The 12,994-nt window shown below is 46.8% G+C and carries 10 protein-coding genes; 9 read left to right on the plus strand and 1 reads right to left on the minus strand.

From position 1 onward, the window contains the following. Positions 1-23: 23 nt before the first annotated feature. The 9 genes from HMPREF0663_RS07980 to mfd all read left to right on the plus strand — a co-directional run bounded on the left by HMPREF0663_RS07980 (position 24) and on the right by mfd (position 10,294). Positions 24-362, plus strand: coding sequence for an FtsB family cell division protein (locus tag HMPREF0663_RS07980; RefSeq protein WP_231375151.1), 339 nt, complete (start codon positions 24-26; stop codon positions 360-362). Beyond that, complete coding sequence (locus tag HMPREF0663_RS07985) at positions 346-798, plus strand: C-type lectin-like domain-containing protein (RefSeq protein ID WP_004369902.1); 453 nt, start codon at positions 346-348, stop codon at positions 796-798. The genes HMPREF0663_RS07980 and HMPREF0663_RS07985 overlap by 17 nt, the downstream gene beginning before the upstream one ends. Before the next feature lie 68 nt (positions 799-866). Then, positions 867-1,634, plus strand: a complete 768-nt coding sequence (locus tag HMPREF0663_RS07990) for a DUF4369 domain-containing protein (protein ID WP_036859035.1) — start codon at positions 867-869, stop codon at positions 1,632-1,634. A gap of 12 nt (positions 1,635-1,646) precedes the next feature. Next, on the plus strand, positions 1,647-2,981 hold the full coding sequence (locus tag HMPREF0663_RS07995) for a dihydroorotase (protein WP_004369904.1): 1,335 nt from the start codon (positions 1,647-1,649) through the stop codon (positions 2,979-2,981). Continuing rightward, positions 2,978-3,790, plus strand: coding sequence for a vitamin B12 dependent-methionine synthase activation domain-containing protein (locus HMPREF0663_RS08000; protein ID WP_004369905.1), 813 nt, complete (start codon positions 2,978-2,980; stop codon positions 3,788-3,790). The genes HMPREF0663_RS07995 and HMPREF0663_RS08000 overlap by 4 nt, the downstream gene beginning before the upstream one ends. Then, entirely contained in the window at positions 3,787-4,959 is a 1,173-nt protein-coding gene (locus HMPREF0663_RS08005; RefSeq protein ID WP_004369906.1) for a metallophosphoesterase, read from the plus strand. The genes HMPREF0663_RS08000 and HMPREF0663_RS08005 overlap by 4 nt, the downstream gene beginning before the upstream one ends. Next, positions 4,956-5,714 (plus strand): lysophospholipid acyltransferase family protein, encoded by a 759-nt coding sequence (locus tag HMPREF0663_RS08010; RefSeq protein WP_004369907.1) that lies wholly within the window; start codon positions 4,956-4,958, stop codon positions 5,712-5,714. The genes HMPREF0663_RS08005 and HMPREF0663_RS08010 overlap by 4 nt, the downstream gene beginning before the upstream one ends. Positions 5,715-5,854: 140 nt before the next feature. Continuing rightward, positions 5,855-6,652 carry a polyprenol monophosphomannose synthase gene (locus HMPREF0663_RS08015; protein WP_004369908.1) on the plus strand — a complete coding sequence of 266 codons (798 nt, stop codon included), beginning with the start codon at positions 5,855-5,857 and terminating at the stop codon, positions 6,650-6,652. 108 nt (positions 6,653-6,760) lie between these two features. Further along, positions 6,761-10,294 carry a transcription-repair coupling factor gene (gene mfd, locus HMPREF0663_RS08020; RefSeq protein WP_004369909.1) on the plus strand — a complete coding sequence of 1,178 codons (3,534 nt, stop codon included), beginning with the start codon at positions 6,761-6,763 and terminating at the stop codon, positions 10,292-10,294. Positions 10,295-10,483: 189 nt separating this feature from the next. On the opposite strand, the gene HMPREF0663_RS08025 is transcribed toward mfd, so the two are convergent. Continuing rightward, the gene (locus HMPREF0663_RS08025; protein WP_004369911.1) at positions 10,484-12,928 is read right to left on the minus strand and encodes a DUF2339 domain-containing protein; all 2,445 of its coding nucleotides are present in this window, start codon (positions 12,926-12,928) and stop codon (positions 10,484-10,486) included. Positions 12,929-12,994 lie beyond the last annotated feature (66 nt).

Raw genomic sequence — 12,994 nt, forward strand, 5'->3', positions numbered from 1 at the left:
TTTGCAGTCACATTTATTTGGAAATGAGTCGTCTGAATGTAATATGGAGTATGCTCTGTCACTATAAGTACATCATAGTGAGTGTGGTAGGCATCCTGATTGTCGGTGTAGTTGACGACAACAGTTTCCGTAAGTTTATAGAACTGGAGCTCCAAATAGATGATCTTAAATCGGAAATCAAGAAGTACAATTCGCAAAACGAGGCTGATACGAAACAGTTGCGAGAACTGAAACGCAATCCTAAAGCCATAGAAAAGATAGCCCGTGAGCGCTATTTCATGAAGGCAGACGATGAAGATATTTATGTTTTAAGCACTGATGAAAAGAAACCTGATGAACGGAAAAATGAGACAACTGAATAAACTGCAAAGCACAGTCTTCCTTGCCGGCGGCGCTCTAATGGTAATAGGTGCCGGCTGTTTTTCCCTGATGTGGCAGCAACACATTGTATGTTGGCTGTTTCTACTGGGCGCCATTATGTTTTCGGTGATGCAGTCGATGCAGATATACGAAGGAAATTCGTTCGTTGTGAAGCGCCTGAAGCGCATACAGGCAGTAGCAAGTATCTTCTTTCTGATATCGGGTATTCTTATGATAGATACCGTACATCACTTTTTGTTGTCGTTGTTTCAGAATGCCGGAAGCAACGGATACCAAAATTACCTTGCCTATGTGTATAACAAATGGGTGGTGCTTCTGCTTGTTGCAGCTATTTTAGAACTCTATACAACCCACCGAATAGGAACGGAATTACAAAAAGAAAAAAACTATAAAAGTACAGGTAATACCTTTAAATAGCATAAATTTATTTTAAAGCACCAACAATACGTGTTATCTTTGTGAATAAAGAACAAGAACAGTTGTTTATGAAAATAGTCTTATACGCACTTTTAACTCTGATGACTTTCACCTCTTGTGTGAACTCTTACAATATACAAGGTTCTTCAAACGTATCTAATTTAGACGGTAGGATGTTATACTTGAAAGTTTTGAAGAACAATGATTTCGTGAATATCGACTCGTGTGACGTGGTTCATGGGCAGTTCCATTTCTCGGGGAACCTCGATTCGGTGCGCATGGCCAATATTTTTATGGATGATGAAAGCGTGCTCCCGCTCGTGTTGGAGAGCGGTGATATAACGATAAAGATAGACAATACACAGCAAACAGTAAGCGGAACGCCGCTCAATGATAAGCTTTTTAAATTCTTCAACAGGTACAATCAGCTAAAAAATCAAGAGGCCGAACTCGTTCACAAGCACGATCAGGCAATTATGAACGGTAGCAACATGGATATTGTTACCGCCAAACTCAGTGCCGAAGCCGAGCGTTTGAGCCAGCAAGAAGACCATCTTGTGACTTCTTTTGTAACCGAAAACTTCGATAATGTGCTTGGTCCGGGTATCTTTTTTATGGTAACCATTACCGAAAAATATCCGCAACTTACCCCGTGGATCGAGGATATAATGAGCAAGGCCACCGATAATTTCAAGAACGATCCGTATGTGAAGGATTATTATCAGAAGGCTCAAGAGAACGAACAAATTATGAACGGCATGAAAGAAGCGCCCACCGCACCGCCTGTTCCATTGCCTGCACCTACTCCGAACGAACTTGCCAAACCTTCAGAATGATAAGACCGTCGCATGAGCAATATTCTGATAAAAGGCGGAAAGATAGTTAATGAGGGCAGAATATTCGATGCCTCGATAGTCGTAGAAGACGGTCAAATAGCCGATATTCCGGAACCTGCCGCAACTCCCCGTGGCATCTACGAACAGGAAGTAGATGCCACGGGGTGCTTTGTTTTACCCGGTATCATCGATGAACATGTGCACTTCCGTGATCCGGGGGCCATCGAGAAGGCCGACATCGACAGTGAAAGCCGCGCAGCCGCATACGGTGGCGTTACTACATATTTTGAAATGCCGAACACCGTGCCGCAGACAACGACGATAGAGGCTCTGAACGAGAAGTTCGAAACGGCACGGCGTAAAAGTCATGTGAACTATAGTTTCTTCTTCGGCGCCACGAATAGCAACGTAAAACTGTTCTCTCAATTGGATCGGCACCGCATTCCGGGTGTCAAACTCTTTATGGGATCGTCTACCGGAAACATGCTTGTAGACCGTAGAGAGGCACTCGAACAGGTGTTCAGTGCCTGTGCATCGCTGCAATTTCCCGTTATGACGCATTGCGAAGATACGACCATCATCGACAGGAATATGACCGAAGCGAAACAGAGATACGGAGATGATCCGCCGGTTGTCCTTCATCCGCAGATACGTTCCGCAGAGGCTTGCTATAACTCTACCCGTTTGGCCGTGCAGTTGGCGCATACGTTCGGCACACATCTCCATGTGGCGCACGTGTCTACGGCACGCGAGCTCGATTTCTTCGGCAAATATCCCAATATAACGGGCGAGGCAGTGATTGCGCACCTATACTTTAGCGATAGCGATTATAAGGAGTTGGGTACCTTGATTAAGTGCAATCCGGCGATAAAGACCGCGGCCGACCGCGACGCTTTGCGTTCTGCGCTGACCGACGGGCGTATCTATACCGTTGGGACCGACCATGCACCCCACTTGCTTGCCGATAAAAGGGGCGGTGCATCGAGGTCTGCTTCGGGTATGCCGATGGTGCAGTTCTCGTTGCCGGTCATGATGGAGCTTGTAGATAGCGGCGTGCTTACCGTCGAACGCGTGGTGGAGCTGATGTGCCACCATCCCGCATCGCTCTTCAGAGTACGCGGCCGCGGATATATACGTAAGGGGTATCAGGCCGACATAGTACTTCTAAGGCCGTCGGAAGCATGGTCTGTCACGGATAGGTCTATCATGTATAAATGCAAGTGGAGCCCCCTGATGGGGCATAGCTTCAGGTGGAAGGTTCTCACCACGATATGCAACGGCCACATTATATACAATAACGGCCAGTTCGACGAGGCATATAGGGGAGAAGAAATCAGTTTCAGATGAAGATAAGTTACGAGATTGCAGATATAGAACCCTACATCAACTGGCTTTATTTCTACCATGCTTGGGGCTTGAACGGGAAGCCGGCGGAGGAAAAGCGTAAACTTCGTGCCGATGCCACGGCTATGTTAAACGAATGGAAAGGGCGTTTTCATACGTATGCTCTATTCGATATTCTCGATGCCAACAGCGATGGCGACGATTTGATGCTCGGTGGAGTGAGAATACCCATGCTGCGTCAGCAGCATTCTACAGACTCCTCGCAGCCCAATCTGTGCCTTACAGACTTTGTAAGACCGCTGTCTTCGGGCATCAAAGACCGTGCCGGCGTGTTCGCAACCACGGTAGATGCGGGCATGGAAACAGATTATAAGGACGATACTTTTAAGCGGATACTCTCGCAGACGCTTGCTGATCGGCTGGCAGAAGGCACTGCAGAGCGCATGCACGAGCAGGTTAGGAAGGCTTATTGGGGCTATTCGCCCCACGAGAAGCTAACGATGGAGCAGATACACCGTGAGGATTACCAAGGCATACGGCCGGCTGTGGGCTATCCCTCGTTGCCCGATACGAGTTTGAACTTTATTCTATCGGAACTGCTGGGCATGAAGAAGATCGGCATTCGGCTGACTGAGAGCGGTATGATGATGCCCCATGCCAGCGTTTCGGGCTTTATGTTTGCGCATCCACAGGCAAGATATTTCGATTTAGGGCGCATCGGAGAAGATCAGTTGGCAGATTATGCCCGTCGACGAGGTATTCCTATGGAGCTGATGCGGCGCTTTTTACAAAGTAGTTTATTGAAAAGATGATTGCAAGGATATTCGTTTTGTTGCTGTTGTTGATCGTGCTGCCCGATTTATATATCGGCCTTCGGTATTTTGTGCACCGCCTGAAGTCGGCATGGTGGTGCTGCCTGTTGTGGTGGCTGCAGTGCTTCGGCATGGTTGCATATACCGTTTGTCTGGCTTCTCTGCGTAATTTCGTGCCCGACGATCTCGTTTGGATAGACGTATATCTGCTGTTTATCGGCATTTGGGTAGTTCCTAAGGCCGTTTTCGCGCTGTGTTCATCGTTAGGATTGCTGTATTGCAGGCTCCGTCGGTGCCGTAGAAACGTTGGCAGTTTAGTAGGTCTGGCAGCGGGAATTATTGCTGCCGTTCTTTATGTTTACGGCACAACAGTCGGGTTCAGTCGCCTTGAAATAAGGCATGTGGATATTTATATGAAAGACTTGCCCGCCGCTTTCAATGGATATAAAATCGTTCAATTCTCCGATGCCCATGTGGGTACGTTCTATGGAAGTCGTTTTGCATTGCTTAAACGCGACGTGGACAGCATCAATGCGCAAAAAGCAGACGCCATATTCTTTACTGGCGACCTGCAGAATATACAACCCTCGGAGCTCCGTCCGCACGCTCGCTCGCTGGCAAGTCTGCAGGCCAAAGACGGTGTGTATAGTGTCTTGGGCAACCACGACTACAGCGAATACATCAAAGCCGATGCGGCTATTAAGGATGCCAATGAAAAAGATATGGTGAACAGGCAACGGCAAATGGGATGGAAGTTGCTGCGGAATGAGCACATTTCTATTCATCGCGGCAAAGATTCTATCGTTGTTGTGGGCACAGAGAACGACGGCAGACCGCCTTTTCCGCAGAAAGCCGATCTTAGGAAGGCGCTTCGAGGCATCGAAGAGCCCGGGGTGTTCAAGATATTGCTACAGCACGATCCCTCTTCGTGGGACAGACATGTGCTGCCCCAGAGCAATATACAACTCACGCTGTGCGGACATACCCATGCCGGACAGCTAAGCATCTTCGGTTGGCGCCCCACGGAATTGAGATATAAGCAAGACTATGGGCTTTACAGGCAGGGCGATCGTTATCTCTATGTTACTGCCGGAATAGGCGGAGTTGTACCTTTCCGCCTCGGTTCCTCGGCAGAAATCGCAGTAATAACCTTACATAAAACAAAATGAAATACCTTTACAGACTTTATCAGTTGTGCGTTGTATTGCCCGTAGTTGTCGTTGCATCCGTAATAACCTCTATTGTTACGGTGTGCGGATGCCTGCTCGGGAACGGACACTTCTGGGGATATTATCCGGGAAAATGGTGGTCTTGGATCATCGTTCGCGTGCTCTTGCTGCCTGTTAAGGTAGAAGGACGCGAAAACCTTGAGCCACATCAGTCGTATGTTTTCGTATCCAACCATCAGGGGGCGTTCGATATATTTCTGATATACGGTTTCTTGGGGCGTAATTTCAAGTGGATGATGAAGCGGTCGCTCAAGAATGTACCTTTCGTAGGTGTAGCCTGTCAGGCTGCTCACCATATCTTTGTAGACAAACGCGGGCCCAGTAAAATAAAGGAAACCTATGCAAAGGCACGCGAAACATTGCAGGACGGCATGTCGTTGGTGGTATTTCCGGAGGGCGCGCGCACGTTTTCCGGACATATGGGAGTATTCCTTCGTGGCGCTTTCATGCTTGCCGATGAGCTGCAATTGCCCGTTGTACCGCTCACAATCAATGGCTCTTTCGACGTTATGCCGCGCACTCGCGACTGCAAATGGGCCGTTTGGCATCCGCTGCGGCTTACCATCCATCGGCCTATCCCCCCGAAAGGTAAGGGCTTGGAATACGAAAAACAAACTATGGACGAGGCTTACCGTACGGTGATGAACGGGTTGGAACCCGAATATCAGGGCTTTGTAGAAAATCCGGATCAGTGAAGTTTCGGCTTTTCCTGCATTTTATAAGGAAGATAAAGGTCTCGGAGAAAAGATGAACTTATGGAATATGGACATGATAATGACCATAGTTATTAAAATTTTTCAGTAAATTTGCACATTATATTATAACTGCATAGACTATGAATCAGAGCGACAGTATCGTAATTATTCCCACTTATAACGAAAAAGAGAATATAGAAAAGATCATTCGTGCGGTATTCTCGTTGGAGAAATGTTTTCATATTCTCGTCATTGATGATGGCAGTCCGGACGGCACGGCACATATTGTACACCGGTTGATCGATAGTGAATTTGCCGATAGGCTGTTTATTATCGAGCGTCAGGGTAAATTGGGATTGGGCACGGCTTATATTACCGGCTTCCGTTGGGCATTGGAACGGGAGTACGAATATATCTTTGAAATGGATGCAGATTTTAGTCATGATCCTAACGACTTGCCCCGTTTGTACGCCGCATGCCATGATGAAGGCTTTGATCTTGCAATAGGTTCTCGCTATGTGAGTGGGGTGAATGTGGTGAATTGGCCTATAGGACGCGTGCTGATGAGTTATTTCGCATCGAAATATGTACGCTTCGTAACGGGCTTTAAAGTGCATGATACCACCGCCGGTTTTAAGTGCTATAAGCGTAGGGTGCTCCAAACGATACCTTTGGATGAAATCAGATTTAAGGGTTATGGCTTCCAAATAGAAATGAAATACACTGCGTATAAGATCGGTTTCAAGATAAAGGAAGTGCCCGTGATATTCGTCAATCGTCGCGAAGGTGTGAGCAAGATGAGCGGTGGAATATTTGGTGAAGCGTTTTTCGGTGTGATGCGATTGCGGTTAGATGGATGGTTGAGGAAATATCCGGCAATCATTTCTCCCGATAGTCCGGCCTCTGTATCTTCTTCGGAAAGGGAAGAAAGCAGATAATATTGTTATCTGTTGCTCTATAACTAATATTGGCTATTATCAATTTTCATAATTCCTGTATGTCCCGTTGAATTTATCTTTTTTAGAAAGGGGAAAGGGAAAGACATTATGAATATGCAACATATTCGACAATTCTATGCTTCGTTGCCACAGGCAGGGGCATTTGAAAAGCTGTTGGAAGATAGATCTGTAAGAAACATTTTCCTACAGGGACTAATGGCGTCTGCTACACCTATGTTCTTTGCTTCTATTGCAAAACAGATTAACCGGACGGTTGTATTTGTTCTCAACGATGCTGATGAGGCCGGATATTTCTACCATGATTTGGTGCAGATGATGGGTGCAGAGCAGGTACTTTTTCTGCCTTCTTCGTATCGTCGTGCTGTAAAATACGGTCAGCGGGATGCTGCCAATGAAATACTTCGTACCGAAGTGCTTGCTCGTATTAGCTCCTTTCCCTTGGATAAAGAACAGGAAAAGGCTCCTCTTTATATAGTTACCTATCCTGAAGCGCTTGCAGAACTTGTTGTAAGCAAGCAAAGACTTGATGAACGAATACTGAAATTGCAGGTCGGGCAGACGGTCGATGTCATACAAATAGAGAAACAACTGCGTGAGTTCGGCTTTAATGAAGTAGATTATGTATATGAACCCGGGCAGTTTGCCTTACGTGGAAGCATACTCGATGTTTATTCTTTCTCGTGCGAATTGCCGTTTCGTATCGACTTCTTCGGCGATGAAATAGACACGATCCGTACCTTTACGGTGCAAGACCAGTTGTCGAAAGATAAGAAGAACGTAATAGAAATCGTACCGGAACTTGCTGCTTTAGTTTCCGATAAGGTGTCGTTTCTCAGTTTCATGCCACAGAATGCTTTGCTTGTGGCAAAAGATATCGCTTATATCCGCGATACCATCGCGGGCATTTATGCCGAAGGATTCTCGTCGCAAGCGTTGGCTGAACGCTTGGAGGGGGCCACGGAAGTGGAGCAGGCACAGATTATGCGTGACATGCGTACAGAGAGTACGCTTTGTACAGGTGCCCGTTTTATGAGTGATGCCGAGAATTTATGCATCGTAGAGTTCGGACCTAATGCCGGTGAACATACTATACAGTCAGATAATTTGGCGAAACACACGCAGTTCTCCGTTCTGCATTTCCACGTAACAGCACAACCTTTGTTCCATAAAAACTTTACTCTCCTTAGACAGACATTAGAAGATTATCGCTTGCGCGGTTATAAGAATTATATTTTAGCCGATAGCAAGAAGCAACAGGAGAGGTTGAAAGAGATATTGGCAGCCTCCCGTAGTCTTCCTCAAAGTAGCGATTTTTCTACTCAAGAGATATATGCAAACACTTCTTCCCCACAATCAGAGGGGCAGGAAGAGGCCGCTAAGGCTTCCATTCCATTGGATGGAATGGGGGATATAGCGCTTCATGAGGGATTTATCGATAATGATTTGCGCGTATGTTTCTTTACAGATCATCAAATATTCGACCGCTTTCATAAGTATAGTCTTAAGTCTGACGGTGCCCGGGCAGGCAAAATAGCGCTCACAATGAAAGAACTTCAAGAGATGGAACCGGGCGATTATATCGTTCATGTGGACTTCGGTATCGGCAAGTTCGGCGGACTGGTACGCGTACCAAGTGGGAACAGTTATCAAGAAGTTATCCGCATCATCTATCAGAACAACGACAAGGTAGACGTAAGCATCCACTCTTTATACAAAATCAGCAAGTACCGTCGGCAGAATACAGGTGAACCACCGCGCTTATCTGCACTCGGTACGGGCGCATGGGAGCGTTTGAAAGAACGTACAAAGAAGCGGATAAAGGATATAGCGCGCGATCTAATCAAGTTATATGCCAAACGTCGCCATGAAAAAGGCTTTGCCTTCAGCGCCGATTCGTTCATGCAACATGAGCTGGAAGCCAGTTTTCTTTACGAAGATACACCGGATCAGCTGAAAGCAACGCAGGAGGTGAAGGCCGACATGGAGAGTTTACGCCCGATGGATCGACTTGTATGCGGCGATGTAGGCTTCGGTAAGACCGAAGTAGCGGTGCGTGCGGCCTTCAAGGCAGCATGTGATGGAAAGCAAGTTGCCGTACTCGTGCCCACTACAGTACTCGCCTTTCAGCACTATCAAACGTTTCGCAACCGGTTAAAAGACTTTCCCGTGCGTGTAGATTACCTCTCCCGTGCCCGCAGTGTCAAGCAGACAAAGCAGATTCTTGCCGATCTTGAAACCGGAAAAATAGATATCCTCGTGGGAACCCATAAGCTCATAGGAAAGACGGTAAAATGGCATGACCTCGGTTTACTTATCATCGACGAGGAACAGAAGTTCGGTGTATCCACGAAAGAAAGACTTCGTAAGCTGCAAAGCAATGTAGATACGCTCACCATGTCGGCCACCCCGATCCCGCGCACGTTGCAGTTTTCGCTTATGGGGGCACGCGATATGAGCATTATGCGCACGCCTCCGCCCAATCGTTATCCTATCCATACCGAATTGTCTACCTATGGCCACGAGGTTATTGCCGATGCCATCAACTTCGAGATGAGCCGTAACGGGCAGGTATTCTTTGTGAACGATCGCATCAGCGGTCTGCCCGAAATAGCTTATCTTATTCATGAACACGTGCCTGATTGCCGTGTTGCCATCGCTCATGGGCAGATGTCGCCCGATGAACTGGAACGTATAATCATGGGATTCATTAACTATGATTACGACGTATTGCTTTCTACCACAATCGTAGAGAACGGTATCGATATTCCGAATGCCAATACGATTATCATAAACGATGCACATCGTTTCGGTTTAAGTGATCTCCATCAGATGCGGGGGCGCGTCGGACGCTCCAATCGCAAGGCTTTTTGTTATCTTCTTGCGCCGCCCAAGAGCGTTCTCACGCCCGAAGCCCGCCGCCGTTTAGAGGCTCTTGAAACGTTCTCCGACTTGGGCAGCGGCTTCAACCTCGCCATGCAAGACCTCGATATACGCGGTGCAGGCAATTTACTTGGTGCGGAACAAAGCGGATTTATGGAAGACTTGGGTTACGAAACATATCAGAAAATATTAAATCAGGCGGTAACCGAGTTGAAAAACGACGAATTCCAAGACATGTATGCCGAGGAGATAGCGCAGGGAAAAGAACTTACGGGCGATGATTTCGTAGAGGATTGTGCCGTAGAGAGCGACCTTGATATGTATTTTCCCGATACTTATGTGCCCGGGAGCAGTGAGCGGATGTTGCTTTACAGAGAACTCGACAACATAGAAAACGATACGGAGCTCGACGCTTATCGGCATAGATTGATCGATCGTTTCGGCAATGTACCGCACGAAGGTGAAGAACTGATGAACGTAGTTGCCCTGCGTAGGTTAGGCAAACGCTTGGGTTGCGAGAAAATCATGTTGCGTCAGGGGCGCATGAGCATGCAATTTGTGAGCAACACCGAGAGCATTTATTATCGAAGTACGGCCTTCGAGAAAGTATTGAACTACGTTGCAAGAAATCCGCGTCGTTGCGATTTGAAAGAAACAAAAGGGCGTCGTCTTATGCATGTGAACGATGTAACGAGCGTGGAAGAGGCCGTCAGGGTGCTTCGTGATATGGAACAAAATTAATAAAGGGCGTACATCTCGTGATTTTTGTTGTTCTGTCGATACACAAGGAGGCAAAAGCGTATTTCATTTCCGCGGCACACGGTTGCGGAAGATAATGGCTCTTGGGCGCACGGGAAACAGGAGTATATGAGAAAACCGTAGGCTCGTGCGCCATTTCTTCTGCATTCTAAATATTTTTCCTGTACTTTTTCATACGTCTTTATGGTGTTCTTCTTTCTCTTCCGGCTCCTCCCCGAAGAGCACATTCTTGAGTTTCTGATACAGAAAAGACAAGGTGAGGAGGATGACTCCGAGACTGATAAAGACGATAATCTTGCCCACCGCCTGCATCGTCCATACGTCTATGAGCACCAGTTTTGCCAATACGATGCCGAATTCCGCAAGACTCACGATGCGGATCGGTTTGCTGTGAATGCGCATGCCGAGACACATAAGGATGAAAGCCGCTGTGCCTAACGACAACGAGAAGCCTGCACTGAAGCTGTAGGAGCCGAGCGAAAGAAGCAAAAACTTTGCTGCCGATACCCATACAAGTGTGGCAAGCACAGAGAAATAGGCATATAATTCGTTGCGATACCAGTCTATTTTCAAAAATCCGCGTATAATATACCACAGGTTGAATACGATAACAGCGGTTGTCAACCAAAGCAGAAAAGTCGACGTGTATTCTCTTTTTTCAGGAAACAGCCATATACAATACATATATAACAATGTGATAAAGCCGCCCATGACAACGTACCATTCCTTGAAATCGGCAAGTTTAAAGCGGTTACGCAGTGCTACCGTACTCGCGGCAAATATCGTGGAGGTGGCTAAGAAGTCGGCCGCAATAGCTGTATCTCCATTCAATCGGGCTCCGAACTCGTTGATAAATGCATTGATTGCAATAAAGATACCTGCGCCGAACATAATCGCATTATAAGGCGTGTAGACGAGGAAGCGGCTCTGCTCGGCAAAGATATTCTTGAAACGATGCATAAGTATGGCAAATACGAGTATCGCCAGACTTACGAAGATACTTGTAGAAAAGTCGGCATTCAGGAACAGTGGTACGGTTGTACCTTCTGCCGAGCCGTACTCATATGTACCGGAAGTGAAATAATACAGTAGTGTAAGGGCTGCCATTACCATAGCCCCTACCTCGTAAACCCTACTCTTAGCCTTGATATAAAGCCATAAAAGTACCACAGACTCGGCTGCCCAGATGATTAGGAAAGTGGAACCGCGGAATAGAACGGGCGGAGTAATGGAGATGAACGTAATGGTTAAGGCCAATAGAGTACTGTTCAAAGGGGCGTAAACATTGGGCTTGATGCGCAGATACAGATACAACGCGAGGTTTACTGCTGCTATGAAAAGGTTCACAAGAGCCCCTGCTTCGAAGTCGAACAGTAAGCCATGTACGAAAAAATTGCCGAAAAGAAAGTAAAGAAAACTATTGCCAACAATCACACACATAAGCCATTTGTTCATCCGAGGTGTGCTCTCAGACTTCAATATGTAGAATACGGGTAGCTGGAATATCAGGAAAAACAGCGTTGTGAAGCACGTCATCTGTGCCGGCAGAGACGGTGTGGGGTTAGCGGTTCCATCGTTGAGTACCGTCAGGCCTATGATAATATAAGTGAATGCAAACGCAATGACGGGCAAACCGCCCCACTTTTTGTACATTGCGAGGGCGAACATGCCGAGATTGAGAATACTTATATAGGTGTAAAGCGTAACGATATCGCTCGTTCCGGTGCTGATAATGAACGGCGCAATGAACCCTCCGACGAGCGCAGTAACGGCAAGTTCGCTCCTGTCGTATAGGATAGAAACGCCCGACATGAACAGCGTGATGCAGATAAGCGTAACGAATGCCGACGTTTGAGAGAACAGATGATAGTAATGGAAAGCGATCGCAACGGTAAGATAGAACACTCCAAAGGCACCGCCTGCCAGCAACGAGCTGAATGCACGGTAGCGTTTGTGCAGACGTTCGGCCAGAATAAGCATGCCGCATCCCGTTGCAAAGCCCAGAACAGTGCGGGCTACCTCGTTTATCCAGTTTTTGTCGATGGCGTATTTCACAAAAAAACCTATGCCGATGATAAAGACCAAGATGCCTATTTTGCCGAAAAGATTCTCGCCGATGAACTTTTCGTAATTGAAATTGCGGGTTTCTTTTTCGTATATCGGTTCGCTGTATGCAAACTTCTCGGGCTTTTCGGCTGTCGCAGGCTCTGCTTCTGCAGCCGTTCCTGTGCTTTGCAGTACGGCCTTTTCCTGTAATTCTTCTTTAACAGGTACAGGCTCTTCCGTTGTTTCTGCGTGTTCTTCGGCAATTTGCGTTACGGGTATTTTAACCACAGGCTCGTGCACTTCTTCTGCTTGAACCACGGGAACAACCGCTTCTGTCGGCTTCTCTTCAGGCTTAGGCTCATCAATTGTCGGTGCCGGATGCTTTTCTTGTCGAGGCTCTGCGGTCTCTTTATTCTGCATATTTTCGAGTAATTTCTTTAATTTGCGCTGCCTGTAGTCCAACAATTCCAAGCTCTCGATGATCTTGTTAAAACGACTTTCAAGACGAAGCCACAACAAAAGGGGCACTCCGAAGAGTAAAAGAACGAATATGCCGATAAAAGATTCCATAAATATAAATTATATGTTCGGTTGCAAAATTAATGATTATTTAAGTATCGGGCAATGTTTCAGTCC

Source organism: Hoylesella oralis ATCC 33269 (genome assembly GCF_000185145.2).
Lineage (GTDB): Bacteria > Bacteroidota > Bacteroidia > Bacteroidales > Bacteroidaceae > Prevotella > Prevotella phocaeensis.

Coding starts and splice junctions, on each gene's coding strand:
- HMPREF0663_RS07980 (WP_231375151.1), top strand. CDS start 24: ATGAGTCGTCTGAATGTAATATGGAGTATGCTCTGTCACTATAAGTAC.
- HMPREF0663_RS07985 (WP_004369902.1), top strand. CDS start 346: ATGAGACAACTGAATAAACTGCAAAGCACAGTCTTCCTTGCCGGCGGC.
- HMPREF0663_RS07990 (WP_036859035.1), top strand. CDS start 867: ATGAAAATAGTCTTATACGCACTTTTAACTCTGATGACTTTCACCTCT.
- HMPREF0663_RS07995 (WP_004369904.1), top strand. CDS start 1,647: ATGAGCAATATTCTGATAAAAGGCGGAAAGATAGTTAATGAGGGCAGA.
- HMPREF0663_RS08000 (WP_004369905.1), top strand. CDS start 2,978: ATGAAGATAAGTTACGAGATTGCAGATATAGAACCCTACATCAACTGG.
- HMPREF0663_RS08005 (WP_004369906.1), top strand. CDS start 3,787: ATGATTGCAAGGATATTCGTTTTGTTGCTGTTGTTGATCGTGCTGCCC.
- HMPREF0663_RS08010 (WP_004369907.1), top strand. CDS start 4,956: ATGAAATACCTTTACAGACTTTATCAGTTGTGCGTTGTATTGCCCGTA.
- HMPREF0663_RS08015 (WP_004369908.1), top strand. CDS start 5,855: ATGAATCAGAGCGACAGTATCGTAATTATTCCCACTTATAACGAAAAA.
- mfd (WP_004369909.1), top strand. CDS start 6,761: ATGAATATGCAACATATTCGACAATTCTATGCTTCGTTGCCACAGGCA.
- HMPREF0663_RS08025 (WP_004369911.1), bottom strand. CDS start 12,928: ATGGAATCTTTTATCGGCATATTCGTTCTTTTACTCTTCGGAGTGCCC.